Below are 15,906 nucleotides of genomic sequence, written 5' to 3'. Positions count from 1 at the left end.
GGGATACAGTTACGTAGTATCCCTGCACACCCGTATGGAGGTCCGCCAGTGCCACCGAGACAACGCACCGTCGAGAAAGACGGCATCCTTCGGGATCCGCAGACGAACATCGTGATCGCACGCCGTCATGCGCACCCGTATATCGACGTGTTCAACGCGATCCCATCGGAGACGGGCGTTAACTTCGACATGCCGCAGGAGTTGAAACAGCTCTGCGCTCTGCATATTTTCGACAACCTTGGTTGCTCCCCGCCCACGAATCCCCGCTACGTCTATGTTCCGCCGTCGACTGCCTTGGCAGTAGGCGGACAGAAGAACGTCGGAACGTGGGAGCCGCCAGTGAAAGGACGGAAGGCTGCGAAGGAAGCCGACCCCGAACGCCCGGTCGTCGTGCCTGCCGCGACTGGCTGGTCGAAGACCAAGATCGCGGCGATGCGGGCCGAACTCAAGCGTGAAGAGCTTCGGCAGTCGATGATCGACGGCGCCGATGCCGGTGTGCGTCAGCAGTTGAAGGACGCTGAGGGTCTCGAATGACCTCGCCGGACGGTGCGCGTCCGAACAAGGCGCAAACGTACAACGAGATTTACCAGCTGCAGGACTACGACCCGGACTTCGCGGCGGGTGTCGCGAACGGTGACATCACCGGGTTGGCGAATCTGGCCCGCGGTAACCTGCTGACGAATCTGCTCGGTGGGTTCGTCAACGGTATCGCCGGTCTGATCGCCGCACTGTTCGCGGGGATCTTCGGCGGAGCTGGTGGGAGCCTGCTCGATCTGGTCGGTGGCTTGCTCGGCATCAAGAATCAGACCCAGATCAACACGGAAATCATCGCCGTTCACGGCCAGCAGCTCGCGGATCTCGAGGGTATTTCGGGGACTGGCATCATCACGCCGATCTGGGCGTCCGTCGGCGGCAAGGACATGGTCAGCTTCCCCGTAGCCGACATGCAGCCGATACCGAACATGAGCACGGCGACAACGAACCTCGGGCAGCACCGGCACCCGACAGCAGGTACTGGTAACAACACTGGTTTCGAGAACCTTGGGTCGCATGATCACACGATCGGGATGCGTCCGCCGGCGTTCACTCAGACGACCGTCAAGATCACCACTCCAGCTCGCGGCACGGTCGACTATGTGGCGCTGCGTGGCGCGTTCCTCGCCGAGCCCGTACCGCTGAATGTCCTGAAGTACATCACCGGGGCAGACAATTCACTGTTCGGTATCGACGCCTGGTACCTCGCGATCTGCGCTTACGACCCGGCGACGGGCAACGTCATCACGTTGTGGAACTCGGGTGACATCAAGAGCGTCCTATCGTCACAGCGTCAGGCGTACAACATTGCTACAGGCCTGACGTACGAGGCTGAACCGGACCACCTGATCTTCGTCGCGTCGTTGCAGATCGCACCTGGGGCGCTGCAGTCCGCGCGGGGGATCGCCTGCAAGTACCAGACCGGGATCGCCGAAGCGTCCGGCACGTTGCCGTCGGCGCGCGCGTACACCCTCGCGAGCCAGCAGACCATCCCGTCGTCGGTGGCGCTGTCGTCGCTGACACCGAACCGTGACTACATTCCCTGGGCAGGATTGGGGCCGACACCATGAGGCACACCGACTACGACCTGGCAGGGGAACCGGTTTTCACCTGGTATTCGGCGACCGCTGAAGAACTGTACGAGTTCTGTCTGCCGGTGATCGAGCAGCTGACGTCGCCGGGCGGTGTCGCGGCGCACGTGTGGCTGATCCACGAGGACGGTCACACCGAGGTGAAGCGCAGCGGCGACTTCGACGCGGAGTCGGGTGCTGATTGGCCGCTGGTCCTGATGACCGGACCGGACTTGGACTGGGTGATTCAGTGGTTCCTCGGAGACCTGTCTGCCGTCGGGCCGGAGCGTGAGCAGGCGTTGGCGGATGCGTTCGAGCGCGCCCGCATGGCGTCGAAGGAAGACTGGATCGACGTGTTCCAGCGGGCATGCGACGAGCAGCTGAACCCGCTGCTGCGTCAGGTGTTTCCGCAGTTCGGTATCCCGATGGGAGTTCTCGATGCTGACGCGTGAGCAGCTGATCAACCTACTGACACGGCACGGCGACACCGAGAAACTGTTGCTGCTGGTCGCGCAGGAAGGTCCGCTTGTTGTCGTCCCGAATCAGGACACTGCCGAGTTCCGTAACCCGTTCACGTGGCCGAAGTACGTGGTCCGGTGCGACCAGGCGGTGAACCTGGTCGCCGGTATGGGACCGGATGCTGCGCTCGACTACATCAATCAGACCATCGCGACGTTGATCGGCCCGCCTGAGACGGACGAGGAAGAGCCGACGTCGGTTATCGGGCGGATGCTTTCACGCCTGTTCGACTAGGACCGTTCAGCCTTCACCGTTCCGTCACGCGTCGGGTCTATCCTGGCTGGTAATTGCTGCTGGCCTCGGGCCGGGCGCCTCTGCTGACATGTCCTCGAGGTGACCCGGTCCATGACTCGTTTCTGGCCGCTTGCGCGCGGCCACAAGGTCACCGACATGTTCGGTTGGCAGGACTGGCGTCAGGCCGTCCACTGGGGTGTCGACTTCGGTAAGGACGGCGGGTCGGGTGGCCTGCCTGTGTTCGCGTCGCAGGGCGGCACCGTGCAGTATTCGGGCGCGGCTTCAGGCTTCGGCTCGTGGGTCGTCGTCGACCACCCGACAGGTGACGGTTCAGGCGCCACCGTGTACGGCCACGTCATCCCCGAAGTGAAAGTCGGGGAGCGCGTCGAGGCCGGACAACGCATCGCGCGGATCAATCCGACGAAGGGCCCCGGCAACGGGAACGTGTCCCCGCATCTGCATTTCGAATGGCACCGCTACGCGTACGTCGATCGTCGTAACGAACGCGACGTTCTCGATCCACTTCCACTGCTGGCCGGTGCCGCCTACCCGGGTGACGCACCGGCCACCGTGCCGCCTGTGCAGGAGACGCCTGTGAACTCGTTGGGGATTCCGTTCGGGAAATACAAGGGCTGGCGCGGTGATCCGACGTGGCTGGCGGAGGTGATCCGCGCGGCCGGGCTGCCGTTGATCGAGCACGAGGGTTGGCGGAATCGCGGGCACGGTGACTTCCGGGAAGTCCTCGGTGTGCTGTGTCATCACACTGCGGGCGGCGGCAAGAACGACTGGCGCATCGTGCAGGACGGCCGCCCTGATCTGCCCGGTCCGCTCGCGCAGCTCGTTCTGGAGAAGGACGGCACGGTCCGTCTGATCGCGGTCGGCGTGTGCTGGCATGCCGGGCGGGGGAAGTGGCCCGGCTGGGAGACGAACAACGCGAACTTCCAGACCATCGGCGTCGAAGCCGTGTCGCGTGGGACGGCGCCGTGGGACTGGACCGACGTGCAGCTCCGGAACTACAAGATCCTCTGTGCCGCAATCATGAACGCGCTCGGAAGGAGGGCCGCCTGATGGGCGACGTTGTGGGGCACAAGGAATACAGCTCCGAAGGGAAGATCGATCCTGCCGGGATCGACATGAACCAGTTCCGTATCGACGTACAGGCAATCATCGACCGGGTCTATGGAGGCGCCGACATGAACGACGACCAGAACAATGCACTGTCCGCCGTCTGGAATCAGGTCGGCGTTCCGCACAAGGTGCGCAAGGTGTTTCAGAGGATTCACTACAACGTCAAAGAGGGCGAGATGTGGACTCGCGCCGGTCTCGCCGACGTGTGGAACGAAGTGGTGTGGGACGGCTACGTCAACCCGGTCGATCTGCATGACGGGAAGATCGATCCGGACAATGCTCCGGCGAATACCCCGGTCGAGAACCTTGCTCGCCGTGGGTCGTTGATCTCGTACGTGCTGGGCACGTATCGGGAGGCGACGCTCGCTCGGCGTGCAGCGCAGGAGATCGCTGAGTTGCTGAAGGACGCCACGAAGTGACACGAGCTTACGGCCGGGTCGTTGAGCATGATGAGCGTTCTCGTCGGTTCGCGGTGCGGCCTGCGTTCGCGTTGCGGACTGTCCTGTGGCGGCACAACGCCCCCGTGTTGGACCAGGGTGAGATCGGGTCGTGCACGGGTCATGCGTTGGCGCAGTGGCTGAACTGCGAGATCGGCGCGAAGTCACGCGGCGGTGGTGGAGCGTATCTGACGTCGGATAATGCGCTCACCTTGTACGAGATGGCGACGCAGCTCGACGAGATCCCCGGGTTCTATCCACCGCACGACACAGGCTCGAGTGGGCTGGCGGTGTGCAAGGCCGGTGTCGCACAGGGCTATCTGTCGTCGTACCGGCATGCGTTCGGGTTCGACCAGTTCCTCCACGCCATGCAGTCCGGACCGGTGTTGGTCGGGACGGATTGGTTCACCGGCATGGAGTCACCGGACGACAAGTTCTTCATCCGGCCGTCGGGTGGGTTGGTCGGCGGTCACGAGTATCTGGCGTTGGGTGCGAATCTGACGGCGCAGTACGTGACGATCCTTAATTCGTGGTCGGCGGACTGGGGGAGCGGTGGCCGTGCCCGGATCTCGTTCGATGACTTCAAGACTCTCCTCGCTCGCGAGGGAGACGTGACCGTCCCTGTCGGTGTCGGCGCGTAGCTCGAAATCTACTGGAAACCAACTCGAAAGGCTCTGTCATGTCTGTTCTCGATCCGGTTCGTTCTTCTATTCCTGCGTCTGCTCGTCAGCGGTTCTATGACGTGTCCACTGCGGTGGTGGGTGCGTTGGTGTTGTGGGGTGCTGTCGATGGTGCGACGGCGGCGTTGTGGACTGCGTTGGCGGTCAATGTGATCACCCTGCTGTTCGCTTTGCTGTATGCGTCGACGACGTTGCGGCAGGCGTTTTACACCGTCGTCGTGGCGGCGTCGGGTCTGCTCGGTGCGTACGGTATCGCGTCGGATGTGCAGTTGGCCGGCGTGATCGCTGTCGTCGCCGCACTGTTGGGTACTGCTGTTGCTGGCTCCAACACGCCTGCTCTGGAGGCTGTGCAGACGGGGCCGGATTCGTTCGAGGCCTGACATATAGGTGAGGCCCCCGCGTCCGCCAGAACGCAAGGGGGGCCTCGGGCCTCGTGAAAGGCAATACCCAGTGTAGCCGTCTGTTCCTGTGTCACGAGTTTGTGTCGGGTTCGGCGGCTACACTCATGTGTGCAGGGTGACAGTGCTACTGTTCCCTACGTCAGTGTCCCTCGTGAAAGGACTTACACACATGGCTCCATCTACCGCGCTCACCACGATCGGCCGTTCCGACATCCCCGACTCCTGGGCTGAACGCCGCGAACTCGCGACCCAGCTGTCGACGGCAGGCATGCTGCCGACCCAGTACGTCGGGAAGCCCGGCAACATCCTCGCCGCACAGATGGCATCCAATGCTCTCGACATTCCGCTGTGGGTGGCGTTCCAGGAGCTGAACCACATCAACGGCAAGACCGGCCTGTCGGCGTTCATGATGCGCGCGTTGATCATCCGCGCCGGACACGACTTCGAACTCGTCGAGGACGACGCCGTTCACGCGAAGATCAAGGTCCGCCGGAAGGAATGGTCCGCGTCCAGGTTCGTCGACTACCGCATCGAGGACGCTCGCACTGCTGGTCTGGTCAAGCCGGGTGGGAACTACGACAAGAACCCGGCCGCGATGATGGTGGCCCGCGCGACGACGAAGGGCGCGAAACTGTACTTCGCCGACGTGCTGGCAGGGTTCGGTCAGTCCGCCGAGGAGTTGGAGGACGAGCGTGCAGCTCAGGCGTCGAGTGAGCGGATCGAGAAGCCCAGCGACAAGCCAGAACCCGACGCCCCGGCAGCAGCACCTACCGAGCAGACGGCCGAAGGTGACAAGTCCGACGACAAGCAGGAACCGCTCGACGTCGACGTCGTCCCGGATCCTCAGGCAGCTGACCCGGCCGCCGACGTACCCGACGAGACGCGGGAGCCGGAGACCGAAACCGAGCAGCCCGAGCAACTCCCGAACCCCGAGACCCTCGAAGAGTTCATCGACCAGGTCGTCCTCGCCCGCGACCTCCACCGCGACGACGAGCTCCAACGCCTATGGAAGCTCGGCCGGGAATCCGAGGGGGAGTGGCTCGGCTACGAGTACGAGGGCACCCCGCTGCGGAAGTGGATCCTCGACGCACGCAAGTCCGTATCGGCAGCCAAGGCCACCGGGCAGTGACGCACGCCAAGGATCTAGCACTGGTCGCCGCGTTCGCGGCGGCCGGTGTCTGCAACATCGGCGTCATCGCATTCACATGGGCGGGAAACCAATTCGAGCGAGCAGCGAGGGGGCTGTTGTGATCGACGTAATCACCATCCGAGGCACCGGTAATCCGCGGGGTGTGTTCAACGGGATGACCGGTGTCGTCGCGAAGCAGCTGAACCGCGCCAGCTTCCGGATCTTCGAATGCAATTTTCCGGCGACGATCGGGAACGTCGGAGCGGGCAACGGGATCGGCGCTCACCCGCTCGACGTGTCCGTCGAACTCGGTGTCGCCGATCTGGCCCGCCAGGTGCGTGACTCTCCGAACCCGGTGGGGCTGATCTCGTACAGTCTCGGCGGCATCGTGGCATCCCGGTTCCTGGAGGGTGTCGCGTTGCGGCGGTGGACGAATCCGAACGGTTCGCCGTTGGAGGTGGCGTTCCATCTGGGGATCGCGAACCCTGCGAGGAATGCGGGGGATCATGTGGTTCCGGTGCAGGGGTCCGGGATCCATTCGTCGCATGGCCCGTTCCCGCGGAACACGGTGAACCTGGAGCTGTGCGATGCCCGCGACATCATCGGTGCGACACCACGCTTCTCACCACTACGGAATATCTCTCGCGGCTTGTCGCCGTTCGCGGCGTTGCAGCTCAACGAGACCGACCCGTTCCGCAGTCTCGATGCGGTGAAGTCGACGGACTGGCTGTCGTGGCTACGTGAATCGTCGTACCTCGCAGCGGGCGCCGGCCTCACCGCCTACCTCGTCCCGTACGGCAACCCAGGCCGCACACCCCACACCGGCTACGCGATGGAACGCATGCCCGGACAGAACATCACCTGGACCGACTGGGCTGCACAGGAACTGAACCGGAGGTTCGCATGAACGACACGATCTTGTACGTAGACGCGTGGCATCCGTGGATGTGCGTGCCACTGCAGCTCGCCGAGCCGATCAAACGCGACGACCTGTACGCCACCGTCCGCCACACCGGGACCGGCGCTGAAACCAGCGTGCCCGTCTGCGATCTCGCGGTGGTCGCACAGTGAGCGACCTGTCACCCGAAGCCATCATCGCGGAGCACGGGTATCGCTTCGTCACCAACGCAGGAGTGACAAATCTCGAATGCGACTGCGGAAAGTTTCACACCGCAGGGCGTCAGTCGTACGACGAGATGAAGTCTGCGCACGCCGCCCACATCGTGTCTCGGTTGCGGGACGCCGGACACACCATCGTGCCCATGACGTCGCCGACCGTTGGTGATCTCGCCCATGCATTCGACAAGTCGACCGAAGCGCTCTATGCCGCATGGGAAGCGATGTCGAAGGCCCGCGCCACGATCCACGATCACCTGATCGGTGACGACGTCGCCTCGAACGCGCTCGGACAACAGCTACTTCGTGATCTCACCGCCGCTGCTGCTTCGCCTACCGCACAGGAGCCGACATGAGAGGCGCGCTCGCTCGACGGATGGCTCAACGGTGGGAACGCGCAGCCGATCTGCGAGAAACACAGCGCCTGTTCCGCGAGGCATGGTCTGGACACGAATGCCGACCAATCCACTTCCCCGCCCCTTCAGTGCAGGACGGTGAACGATGAGCGACTGCACCGAATGCTCTGAACCTGTAGGCGACGACGGACTCACACTCGGAGACTGCCCTGGCGGTTCCGGCGAGAAGTGCGACGAATGCTACGCGTGCGTGTGCGATGGGAGCTGCTGACCATGACCGCGCCTGTTTCCGCACAGGAGAACACCAATGACAGCTGACCCGTACACGATCCCGTGCCCGGAATGCTTTGCGCGGATGGGTGAACGCTGCAAGTCCATGTTCCTCGCGACAGCGTTCGACGCACTGCGCACCCCGCACGCTGTCCGCATCCTCGCGGTTACACCGCGCTACGTCCCGAGGGATTGGGAGAACACCAATGACTGACTGGAACAAGATGACCTATGACGAGCAGCGTGCATTCCTCGGGCTGTGGCAGCCGACGCCAGGGTTCGTTCTAGGGCGCATGATGCGGGGTATACGAGATGCATTCGCGCCTATGTTCGCCGAGTTCGCATCGCAAGTGTCGGCCCTGGGAGACCGGCGATGACTCCGCTCATCTGCGTGGTGTGCGTGTTCGGCGCTATCGGGTTCGCGTGCCTATGGGCTGCGCTCCGCAACGACGACCGGGACCGCCTCACCGTCCTGCCTATCGAATCAACTGAACGACAGATCCTGGAGACGGAGCTGCTATGACCGATGTACATGCCGACCTCGACTTGTCGGTGCTCGCGGGGGAATTGGAGGATGCGGTCAACGGGATCTGGGATCTCGCCGACGCCGATCATGAGCGGTCGACGCAGGCGGAGATCGGGGTGTCGGAGATCGGGCAGTGCGAACGTCGTGCCGGGTATCGGATGACAGCAACGCCGAAGACGGATCCTGTGGCGCCGTCGCGGCCAGCGTTGTTGGGGACGTGGATTCACGAGAAAGCACTCCCGTTGATCGCGGACCTGTTCGGCGGTGACGTCGAGGTGACGGTCAGTGTCGATGGGGTGCTGGGTCATTCGGATCTGATCCGGCCTGTCTCGGGTGCTGTCGAGGTGATCGTGGACTTGAAGACGTGCACGCAGGCGAAGTTGTCGAAGGTGCGTGCGTATGGTCCGCCGCGTGGTCACAAGTGGCAGACGAACTTGTATGCGGAGGCTCGTCGTCAGGCGGGTGCGACGGTCGCGATGATCGGCCTCGTGTACCTCGATCGAGCGTTGGGGGACACGGAGGTGTGGTGTGCGCGTCCGGACCCGGAGGTGACCGCTCAGGCGCGCCAATGGATACGCGACGTCCGCAACGCAGACGACCCCGACCTGTTGCCGCGTGGTGGACGCGGCCCCGGACATGATTGGATCTGCAACGACTGCGCCTGGCGGACACGCTGTTTCCCCGAAGGCGTCGCCACCATCATCACCGAAGGCGGTGACGACGCCGTACGAGACGCCGCCCAACTGCACTACGACGCCGGCCAACGCGAAGCCGCAGCGAAGAAGGACAAGAAATTCGCATCCGCCCTCCTCGCAGGCGTGACCGGTGTCCACGGCGCCTACCAAGTCAGCCAACGCCCCACAGGCCGACGCCTCGACCAGAAGCAAGCCAAGACCCTCCTCGCAGGAGCAGGCCTCGAAATCCCGATGGGCGAAGCCAGCAGCTATCCGGTCGTCAACCTCGTCGAACCCGACAGCGAATAACATGTGCCACGAGTGACTAGGGCACAGTGGGCAGTGTGTCCGGGTTACTCTGATCTGATGGAGAACGCGTGACCGTCGAAACCCTCCCCGACTGGGAGGACATTCCCGCAGTCTCTGACCGCGTCAACGACCTGATGCGGCAGAACACCGCACTGATCAACGAAGCCGTACACGTCTTCGAGACCGGTGATCTCTTCGACGCCGACACACTCGCGTACCTGCATGACCTGTGGGCCGAGTCCCTCGACGTCGAAGACAAGCTCACGAAAGCCCGCTCACCGGAACTGGATTGGTTCCACACCAACTGAAGAAACGACGATGCCCCGGAGGGTGACAGCTCCGGGGCATCAAGGTCGAACGAGAGAAGATGACCATGAGTCTAGATCAAGCCACCGACACGGCTGCGGACGTGCACTCCGACAGCGGCTACTTCGCGATGATCCCGGAGTGGGTTCTGTTCGCACCCATCAGTGCCCACGCGACGCGCCTGTACTGCGTGCTGCGACGCTACGCGGACAAGGCGAGTGGCCTGTGCCACCCGTCGAGGCAGACACTCGCCAAGCACTGCCAGACGTCCGTGAAGACGATCGACCGCGCCGTCCAGGAGCTGATGGAGATCGGCGCGATCGTGCGGTTCTCGCGGTACGTCAACGACTCCGGACAGGTCTCCAGATCCCAGAGCGACGAGTTCCGAGAGCAGACTTCCAACGGCTACATCGTCCGCTCCATCGCGCCAAATTTGACTAGGGGTAGGGACAAAAACGACCCCACCCCCCAGGGAAATCCTGACGCCACCCCAGGGACAAAAACGACACACAAACCAGAGTCACTTAAACCAGAGCCATCTTTTGAACCAGAGAACACGCGAGACGAGCTCGCGCTGATCGACCAACCAGACACCGCGCCGACTCCGAAGAGCTTTTCGAAAAAGCAGATCGAGGAACACTTCGACGTCTGGTACCAGGCCTACCCCCGCAAAGTCGCACGACCCGACGCGCTGAAGGCGTACACGAAAGCCGTCAAGGCTGCGGGCCCGGAGAAACTCCTCGCCGCCGCGACCGCCCTCGCCGCCGAGAAACGCGACAAGCAGTTCTACCCGTACCCGGCGACCTGGCTGAACAAAGGCCACTGGGACTCCGACGACCAAGGCAACACATCGCAGCTGACAGCGACAGGCATCGAACTGTGGCTGCGGGACTGCTGGCAGCGCGGCGACTTCCGCTCCGTCGAAGACCGCTCCGGACTCGCCTACCCGCAACCCGACATCCCCGCCGACCTCCCCGACCGCGACGCCGTCGCGACCTGGCTCCTCGGATACCGCCGCAACTGGATCGAAGCCAAGCGCACACAGATCACCGCCGCCGTCACACGCCGCGAAGGGATCTCGGCATGACCAACGTCAACACCCAGCTCGACTACAGCGAAGACCTCCTCGAAGCGCAGACCGACGAACGCATCCTCGGCGCCGCGCTGCTCACATTCACCACCCGCGATCTCGTCCCGGACCTGCTCGCCCGCATCGCACCAGCCGACTTCGTCGACCCACACATCGGGGAGATCTGGGAATCCGCCCGCGCCATCTCGAGCCGCGGCCAGTCGATCAGCAAACGCACCCTCCTCGCCGAACGCGACACCCCCGGCACACGGATCCGGATCGAGCAGCTCGCCGGCGAACCCATCCGCCCCGCATCGGTGTCGAAGGCAGCGCAGGCCGTCACCGAGATGGCGCAGTCCCGCCGACTCATCCAGGTCTGCAAACGCATCGCACAGGTCACGACGTCGGCGCAGTCGTACGGTGAAGCGTTCGAGTTCGCGTACCAGCAGCTCGCGCAACTCGAAGGCGGCCAAGTCCAGCCCGACGTCCAAACGCTGGACGCGGTCACCGACACGTGGCTCGCGTGGCTCGACTCACCCGACGCCGACGTCCGCACCTTCCCGACGCCGTGGCAGGAACTCGACGACCTCCTCGCCGGAGGCCTCCACGCCGGACGGACCTACGTCGTCGGCGGACGGCCTGGCGACGGCAAGTCCATCGCTGGTGTGAACCTCGCCGTGTACGCCGCGCAGCGCGGGCACCGGTCGGCGATCTTCTCCGTCGAGATGGGCAACGTCGAAGTCGCATCCCGCGTCTACGCCGCCGCCGCTGAAGTCGAGTACTCGCAGATCACGAAGCGGAACCTCGACCCGTTCAACCGCGCCCGACTGGAGGCATTCGTCGCGGCGCACCGGAACATGCCGTTGTTCCTGATCGATAAGTCCGATGTCACGATCGACTACATCGCGGCCCGCTGCCGAGCCCTGAAACGCAACGGCGGTCTCGACGTCGTGTTCGTCGATTACCTGCAGCTGCTGAAGGAAACCGATTCGAAGCAGGCCCGCGAGCGGCAGGTCGCGCACATCTCCCGGAGCCTGAAGATCCTCGCCCGGGAACTCGACGTCGCCGTCATCGTCGCCTGCCAGCTGAACCGCAACGCGGCCAACGCGGAACGGAAACCGACGCTGTCAGAGCTGCGGGAGTCGGGGTCGATCGAGCAGGATGCCGACGTCGTCATCCTGCTGCACCACCAGATCGAAGACACCCTGCCGACGGGGTATGTCGATCTGATCGTGGCGAAGAACAGGACCGGGAAATGCCACACCGTCCCGCTCCGTTGGATGGGCTATCAGGCGAGGTTGTCGGCGTGAGTGGCTGGGTGTGCGCCGTCTGCGACAAACCAGGGGATGAGGGTCACTATCCACTGTGTGTGGCCTGCAGTGAGGTGGTCCGTCCGCGACGCACTAGGCATCTGCGCCTCGCATGGTCTAGAGTGAATAGGGTGACAGTCGCAGACGTGACAGTGGAAGGTGGAGGGGCATGAGCCGCGCATACGGATGGAACACCGACGGCACCATCGTCGAAACCGAAGCAGCCGTACTCAAGCGCGTCGCCGCAGACGTCATCAACGGCAAAGCCCTACGCCCCATCGTCCGTGAACTCACCGACCAAAACATCCTCACCGCCACCGGCCGCACCTGGGAACCCATCACCATCAAACGAGCACTCATCAACCCCAGGATCATCGGCCACAAGAAAGACACCACAACCGGCGAACTCGTCGGCACCGACATCGACCCCATCCTCGACACCCGCGAATACGAACGCCTCGTCTCCATCCTCGAAGACCCCAGCCGCAAACGATTCGCCAGCGGCGGCAGAGGCAAGAAAGAAACCCGCACCCACCTACTGTCCGGACTCGTACGCTGCGGACGGTGCGGATCGAAAATGTTCCCCACCGTAGCCAGCCGCATCGACGGACGCCGACGCCCCCAATACATGTGCATGACCCAATCCGGATGCGGCGGCATCACCATCGTCGCGGACCTGTTCGAAGCAGACGTCACCGAACGCGTCCTCGCCCGACTGACCGACGCACCATTCCGGCGTGCACTCAGCAATTCGATCGCCACCGTCACCGAACACGACGTCGACGTCGAGCTCGCGACCCTCGCGACCCGACTCGAAGACCTCGGCACCGACTACGCCCGAGGCCTGATCACCCGCACCACCCTGCATTCCGCGACCGCCGAGATCGAACAACGCACCGCCGACGTCAAACGGAAGAAGCAAGCCAGCGACGTCATGGTCGACATCGAACGTGTCAGCGGCGACGACGTCATCGAGTGGTGGGAGGACGCAACCACCCGCCGCCGTCACGACGTCGCCGCTGCGTTGATCGACCACATCACCGTCAACCCGTTGTCCGAAGGCCGGCGCGGACAATCCGGACTCGACACCAACAGACTCGACTACTTCTGGAGGAACGGGTGAGCGTGCTGAACGCAGACTAGGTCGAACGCATTCTGGACTCGGCGCTCTGGTCGTCGCGCACCCCCGAGAATTTCGAAGACCCAGACACCGGTGAGCTCGTAGACATGTCCGCGTGTGTCGAGCACACCGTGGAGTGGTTCGACCCGTCGACGCGACGCACCTTCACGCAGCACGTAATTCAACTCGCAGAAGTGTCTGACCTGTTCTGGGAGTCGACGAAGCAAGCCATGATCGACGAGCTTCTGCACCGGGTGAAGGCGGATCGGGCTTAGCGTGCTGGCGGGTATTGCCCGTACCAGCCGATCGAGTTCCCGGCCATGAACTGCTGATGCTCGTAGTCCGCTCGCGCCGCCGTCATCTCGTCCTGACGGCGGCGTTCCTCTTCCGCGATCTGCCACCACTGCCACGCACGCAATCCGCAGTACCCGGCCGCGACGAGCGCGAGCACCCACCAGTATTCGATGAACAGCCCGAGCAGGAACAGGGCAACGAACATCGACACCGCGACGCGCTTCATATCGGGTTTCCTGTCAGCAGTAGCCGGATGCGGCGGCGTTCATGCCGCGGAGGATTTCGCGTTGCTCTGATTCCGGGGTGTCATCCCACTCGGGGTCCGACACCATCTCCTCGATCATCTGATCGACCGCGGCTCTGCGGTCGGTGGGTTCGCCGCCGAGTTGGTCGAGTGTGTCGTACAGATCGGTGACCGTCTGGCATGTGTCGTGGTAGCCAGAGACGGTCGAATCTTCCGTCAGCTCGGTGGTAGTGGAGCTGGCGGAAGACGTGCCTGTTTGTGACGTCCGTGGTGCTGACGCGGTCCCGGACGTCTCGGTGCTGCATCCTGCGGTTGCCAGCAGCGCGATCGCCGCAATTGCTGTGAGTCCCCTTTTCATGCGGTATGTGTATCAGACCTCCGTGTCTGTTTCCGCGTGTCGTGGTGTCAGCCCGCGATGCGGGCCGGACGAAAGGACGCGTCATCGACGATCTCCAGTTCCACCACCTCGCCCTGGCTGCGGTCGGCCGTCAGCTTGACGCACAGGTGAGTGAGCATGAGCAGGAACAGTGGTGGAACGGTGGCGACACCGACCGCGATAGGACCGGTCTCCCATGCGTGTGCAGCGTTGCCGACAAGTGAGATGCCAGCGGCCAGTGCGAGCAGTAACCATGCGTACCACCGGCCGCGTTCCATGACGACGACAGCGAGTGTGGCGACCACGATCGTCAGATCCACGACCAACGGCCAGACGAAGGACTGGGAGCTGCCGAGTTTCGCCTGAGCGGCGAGATCCTGGAGCGCGGTGAACGAAAGCCAGAACGCTCCGAGACCGATCAGGACTGTGCCTGTGAGCGCTGAGTACAGCGGTAGTCGTGACATGAAATCCCCCTAGGTTTGTGTCTCACCCGTGATCAGCCAATCGACGGGTACATCGCAGGCGACAGCCCACGCGTTGATGAGAATCCGGCGTGGCGCGGTTCGGCCCTTCTCTGCAGCACTGATGGTGTTTCGGCTGACGCCGACCAGCTCTGCGAGCTGGCCCTGCTCGAAGCCGGCTTCCTCACGCGCGATCCGCATGCGGTGGTGGATCTTGATCTCAGGCGCCTTGGACATGCGAGCAAGAGTATGCGTGCGCACAGTGGTGTGCATCAGGCGACGTCTCGATAGACCGCCGCGACAGCCGCAGCCCGGCGTTCTTCTCCGCCGACGTCGGTGTAGATCTCTGTCGTCGCGACCGATGCGTGACCGAGCAGCTCCTGCACTGCTCGCAGGTTGTTGGTTCCGCGCAATGCGCGTGTGGCATAGCGGTGGCGGAGCTTGTGCATCGTCCACACCCCTGGCATCGCTTGGGCGCACAGTTTCCCGACCCACCGAGGTGACAGGTGTCCGTCGATGTCGCCTGGGAACAGGTAGCCGGTCTTGCGTGCGCCGATCGTGTGGCCGGCCGCGCCGCGCTGGATCATCGTTGCGATCTCGTCGGTGACGGGTACCTCCCGGTCCTTGCCTCCCTTGCCGTGGACGGTCAGCATCCAGCCGTCGAATTCTTCGTGCAGGTCGTCGGTGCTGCAGACGGCGACTTCGGCTCGGCGCATCCCGACGTGGCAGGCCAGCTCGAGCATGACCAGTGTCCGGTCGTCTGCGGCGAGCTGGGACTCCTTCCATACTCGGTCCGGTGCAGGTTTGGCGCGTCCCTTCTCGGCGGACACGTGCGGTAGGTCGAGTGCCGGGTTCGAATCGATGCGACTCTCGGAGCATGCCCAGCCGAAGAAGGCCCGCATGCTGTTGCGGTACCCGCGCCGTGTTTCGGTCTTCCACTGGTCCTGTAGCCCGAACCAGTCCTTCAGCATGAGACCGGTTACTTCGGCAGGGGGCACGTTCAGTTCCCGCGACATACGCGAGACGTGCGCCCTTCGTGTGGAGATAGATGTCCATGGCCGCCCCGCTGCACGCTCGTGCGAGATGTACCCGGACAGGAGATCGGACCATTCTTCGGTGAGGGCCTTGGCTACCCCGGCAGGCTTGTAGTTCATGCACCTTAGAGGTACTAAATGACGCGCTTGTGATTTTCCCTTACTGACCATAACGAACCGACCAATTGTTTTTGTCTGTGACTGCAAGCCAGTTACTTGAGATCATGCCGCGTTATCCAGTTCCTCATTTCCCCTGGTCAGGGGGAACGAAAGTACTGAACAAGAGGTTAGGGGTTCGAATCCCTTCGG

Annotated in this window: 24 protein-coding genes; 19 read left to right on the top strand and 5 right to left on the bottom strand. The window is 63.4% G+C overall.

The window, feature by feature from the left end; genetic code table 11:
- The first annotated feature begins 48 nt into the window (after positions 1 to 48).
- The 19 genes from CHB96_RS07305 to CHB96_RS07230 all read left to right on the top strand — a co-directional run bounded on the left by CHB96_RS07305 (position 49) and on the right by CHB96_RS07230 (position 13,191).
- The gene (locus CHB96_RS07305; RefSeq protein ID WP_089244532.1) at positions 49 to 534 is read left to right on the top strand and encodes a hypothetical protein; all 486 of its coding nucleotides are present in this window, start codon (positions 49 to 51) and stop codon (positions 532 to 534) included.
- Positions 531 to 1,604, top strand: a complete 1,074-nt coding sequence (locus CHB96_RS07300) for a hypothetical protein (RefSeq protein WP_089244530.1) — start codon at positions 531 to 533, stop codon at positions 1,602 to 1,604. Before CHB96_RS07305 ends, CHB96_RS07300 begins: the two co-directional genes overlap by 4 nt.
- Entirely contained in the window at positions 1,601 to 2,056 is a 456-nt protein-coding gene (locus CHB96_RS07295) for a hypothetical protein (protein WP_089244528.1), read from the top strand. Before CHB96_RS07300 ends, CHB96_RS07295 begins: the two co-directional genes overlap by 4 nt.
- Positions 2,043 to 2,357 (top strand): hypothetical protein, encoded by a 315-nt coding sequence (locus tag CHB96_RS07290; protein WP_089244526.1) that lies wholly within the window; start codon positions 2,043 to 2,045, stop codon positions 2,355 to 2,357. The genes CHB96_RS07295 and CHB96_RS07290 overlap by 14 nt, the downstream gene beginning before the upstream one ends.
- A gap of 111 nt (positions 2,358 to 2,468) precedes the next feature.
- Positions 2,469 to 3,425, top strand: a complete 957-nt coding sequence (locus CHB96_RS30055) for a peptidoglycan DD-metalloendopeptidase family protein (RefSeq protein WP_245865327.1) — start codon at positions 2,469 to 2,471, stop codon at positions 3,423 to 3,425.
- On the top strand, positions 3,425 to 3,904 hold the full coding sequence (locus CHB96_RS30050; RefSeq protein ID WP_245865325.1) for a hypothetical protein: 480 nt from the start codon (positions 3,425 to 3,427) through the stop codon (positions 3,902 to 3,904). The genes CHB96_RS30055 and CHB96_RS30050 overlap by 1 nt, the downstream gene beginning before the upstream one ends.
- Positions 3,901 to 4,563, top strand: a complete 663-nt coding sequence (locus CHB96_RS07275) for a C1 family peptidase (RefSeq protein WP_141136454.1) — start codon at positions 3,901 to 3,903, stop codon at positions 4,561 to 4,563. Before CHB96_RS30050 ends, CHB96_RS07275 begins: the two co-directional genes overlap by 4 nt.
- Positions 4,564 to 4,601: 38 nt before the next feature.
- Complete coding sequence (locus tag CHB96_RS07270) at positions 4,602 to 4,982, top strand: phage holin (RefSeq protein WP_217899929.1); 381 nt, start codon at positions 4,602 to 4,604, stop codon at positions 4,980 to 4,982.
- 190 nt (positions 4,983 to 5,172) lie between these two features.
- Positions 5,173 to 6,132, top strand: a complete 960-nt coding sequence (locus CHB96_RS07265) for a hypothetical protein (RefSeq protein WP_089244522.1) — start codon at positions 5,173 to 5,175, stop codon at positions 6,130 to 6,132.
- Positions 6,129 to 6,254, top strand: coding sequence for a hypothetical protein (locus CHB96_RS30285; RefSeq protein ID WP_281254399.1), 126 nt, complete (start codon positions 6,129 to 6,131; stop codon positions 6,252 to 6,254). Before CHB96_RS07265 ends, CHB96_RS30285 begins: the two co-directional genes overlap by 4 nt.
- Positions 6,251 to 7,039: a hypothetical protein gene (locus tag CHB96_RS07260; RefSeq protein ID WP_089244520.1), complete on the top strand. Its 789-nt coding sequence runs from the start codon at positions 6,251 to 6,253 to the stop codon at positions 7,037 to 7,039. Before CHB96_RS30285 ends, CHB96_RS07260 begins: the two co-directional genes overlap by 4 nt.
- Positions 7,036 to 7,203 carry a hypothetical protein gene (locus CHB96_RS29605; RefSeq protein WP_176444187.1) on the top strand — a complete coding sequence of 56 codons (168 nt, stop codon included), beginning with the start codon at positions 7,036 to 7,038 and terminating at the stop codon, positions 7,201 to 7,203. Before CHB96_RS07260 ends, CHB96_RS29605 begins: the two co-directional genes overlap by 4 nt.
- Positions 7,200 to 7,604 carry a hypothetical protein gene (locus CHB96_RS07255; protein ID WP_089244519.1) on the top strand — a complete coding sequence of 135 codons (405 nt, stop codon included), beginning with the start codon at positions 7,200 to 7,202 and terminating at the stop codon, positions 7,602 to 7,604. Before CHB96_RS29605 ends, CHB96_RS07255 begins: the two co-directional genes overlap by 4 nt.
- Positions 7,605 to 7,911: 307 nt before the next feature.
- The gene (locus CHB96_RS29600) at positions 7,912 to 8,088 is read left to right on the top strand and encodes a zinc finger domain-containing protein (protein WP_176444186.1); all 177 of its coding nucleotides are present in this window, start codon (positions 7,912 to 7,914) and stop codon (positions 8,086 to 8,088) included.
- Between the two features lie 305 nt (positions 8,089 to 8,393).
- Entirely contained in the window at positions 8,394 to 9,383 is a 990-nt protein-coding gene (locus CHB96_RS07250; RefSeq protein WP_089244517.1) for a PD-(D/E)XK nuclease family protein, read from the top strand.
- Positions 9,384 to 9,451: 68 nt separating this feature from the next.
- Positions 9,452 to 9,691: a hypothetical protein gene (locus tag CHB96_RS07245; protein ID WP_089244514.1), complete on the top strand. Its 240-nt coding sequence runs from the start codon at positions 9,452 to 9,454 to the stop codon at positions 9,689 to 9,691.
- 59 nt (positions 9,692 to 9,750) lie between these two features.
- Entirely contained in the window at positions 9,751 to 10,776 is a 1,026-nt protein-coding gene (locus CHB96_RS07240) for a helix-turn-helix domain-containing protein (protein ID WP_089244512.1), read from the top strand.
- Entirely contained in the window at positions 10,773 to 12,068 is a 1,296-nt protein-coding gene (locus tag CHB96_RS07235) for a replicative DNA helicase (RefSeq protein WP_089244510.1), read from the top strand. Before CHB96_RS07240 ends, CHB96_RS07235 begins: the two co-directional genes overlap by 4 nt.
- Before the next feature lie 169 nt (positions 12,069 to 12,237).
- Positions 12,238 to 13,191 carry a recombinase family protein gene (locus tag CHB96_RS07230; protein WP_089244508.1) on the top strand — a complete coding sequence of 318 codons (954 nt, stop codon included), beginning with the start codon at positions 12,238 to 12,240 and terminating at the stop codon, positions 13,189 to 13,191.
- Between the two features lie 268 nt (positions 13,192 to 13,459).
- Here CHB96_RS07230 and CHB96_RS07225 read toward each other — a convergent pair whose 3' ends face one another.
- Genes CHB96_RS07225 through CHB96_RS07205 form a run of 5 tightly spaced genes read right to left on the bottom strand, consistent with a single transcriptional unit; the run spans position 13,460 to position 15,717 of the window.
- The gene (locus CHB96_RS07225; RefSeq protein WP_089244506.1) at positions 13,460 to 13,708 is read right to left on the bottom strand and encodes a hypothetical protein; all 249 of its coding nucleotides are present in this window, start codon (positions 13,706 to 13,708) and stop codon (positions 13,460 to 13,462) included.
- Between the two features lie 13 nt (positions 13,709 to 13,721).
- Positions 13,722 to 14,084, bottom strand: coding sequence for a hypothetical protein (locus CHB96_RS07220; protein ID WP_089244504.1), 363 nt, complete (start codon positions 14,082 to 14,084; stop codon positions 13,722 to 13,724).
- A 47-nt stretch (positions 14,085 to 14,131) separates the two neighbouring features.
- The gene (locus CHB96_RS07215; protein ID WP_089244502.1) at positions 14,132 to 14,566 is read right to left on the bottom strand and encodes a DUF2637 domain-containing protein; all 435 of its coding nucleotides are present in this window, start codon (positions 14,564 to 14,566) and stop codon (positions 14,132 to 14,134) included.
- Positions 14,567 to 14,575: 9 nt separating this feature from the next.
- Complete coding sequence (locus CHB96_RS07210) at positions 14,576 to 14,800, bottom strand: helix-turn-helix transcriptional regulator (protein WP_089244775.1); 225 nt, start codon at positions 14,798 to 14,800, stop codon at positions 14,576 to 14,578.
- 35 nt (positions 14,801 to 14,835) lie between these two features.
- Entirely contained in the window at positions 14,836 to 15,717 is an 882-nt protein-coding gene (locus tag CHB96_RS07205; protein ID WP_089244500.1) for a tyrosine-type recombinase/integrase, read from the bottom strand.
- Positions 15,718 to 15,906 lie beyond the last annotated feature (189 nt).

Source organism: Rhodococcoides kyotonense, from assembly GCF_900188125.1.
Lineage (GTDB): Bacteria > Actinomycetota > Actinomycetes > Mycobacteriales > Mycobacteriaceae > Rhodococcoides > Rhodococcoides kyotonense.
Note: the sequence above shows the minus strand (reverse complement) of the source record. Positions and strands in the feature narration are given on the sequence as shown.

Coding starts and splice junctions, on each gene's coding strand:
- CHB96_RS07270 (WP_217899929.1), top strand. CDS start 4,602: ATGTCTGTTCTCGATCCGGTTCGTTCTTCTATTCCTGCGTCTGCTCGT.
- CHB96_RS07205 (WP_089244500.1), bottom strand. CDS start 15,717: ATGAACTACAAGCCTGCCGGGGTAGCCAAGGCCCTCACCGAAGAATGG.
- CHB96_RS29600 (WP_176444186.1), top strand. CDS start 7,912: ATGACAGCTGACCCGTACACGATCCCGTGCCCGGAATGCTTTGCGCGG.
- CHB96_RS07220 (WP_089244504.1), bottom strand. CDS start 14,084: ATGAAAAGGGGACTCACAGCAATTGCGGCGATCGCGCTGCTGGCAACC.
- CHB96_RS07225 (WP_089244506.1), bottom strand. CDS start 13,708: ATGAAGCGCGTCGCGGTGTCGATGTTCGTTGCCCTGTTCCTGCTCGGG.
- CHB96_RS07230 (WP_089244508.1), top strand. CDS start 12,238: ATGAGCCGCGCATACGGATGGAACACCGACGGCACCATCGTCGAAACC.
- CHB96_RS07250 (WP_089244517.1), top strand. CDS start 8,394: ATGACCGATGTACATGCCGACCTCGACTTGTCGGTGCTCGCGGGGGAA.
- CHB96_RS07215 (WP_089244502.1), bottom strand. CDS start 14,566: ATGTCACGACTACCGCTGTACTCAGCGCTCACAGGCACAGTCCTGATC.
- CHB96_RS07210 (WP_089244775.1), bottom strand. CDS start 14,800: ATGTCCAAGGCGCCTGAGATCAAGATCCACCACCGCATGCGGATCGCG.
- CHB96_RS29605 (WP_176444187.1), top strand. CDS start 7,036: ATGAACGACACGATCTTGTACGTAGACGCGTGGCATCCGTGGATGTGC.
- CHB96_RS07265 (WP_089244522.1), top strand. CDS start 5,173: ATGGCTCCATCTACCGCGCTCACCACGATCGGCCGTTCCGACATCCCC.
- CHB96_RS07300 (WP_089244530.1), top strand. CDS start 531: ATGACCTCGCCGGACGGTGCGCGTCCGAACAAGGCGCAAACGTACAAC.
- CHB96_RS30050 (WP_245865325.1), top strand. CDS start 3,425: ATGGGCGACGTTGTGGGGCACAAGGAATACAGCTCCGAAGGGAAGATC.
- CHB96_RS07290 (WP_089244526.1), top strand. CDS start 2,043: ATGCTGACGCGTGAGCAGCTGATCAACCTACTGACACGGCACGGCGAC.
- CHB96_RS07235 (WP_089244510.1), top strand. CDS start 10,773: ATGACCAACGTCAACACCCAGCTCGACTACAGCGAAGACCTCCTCGAA.
- CHB96_RS07240 (WP_089244512.1), top strand. CDS start 9,751: ATGACCATGAGTCTAGATCAAGCCACCGACACGGCTGCGGACGTGCAC.
- CHB96_RS30055 (WP_245865327.1), top strand. CDS start 2,469: ATGACTCGTTTCTGGCCGCTTGCGCGCGGCCACAAGGTCACCGACATG.
- CHB96_RS07295 (WP_089244528.1), top strand. CDS start 1,601: ATGAGGCACACCGACTACGACCTGGCAGGGGAACCGGTTTTCACCTGG.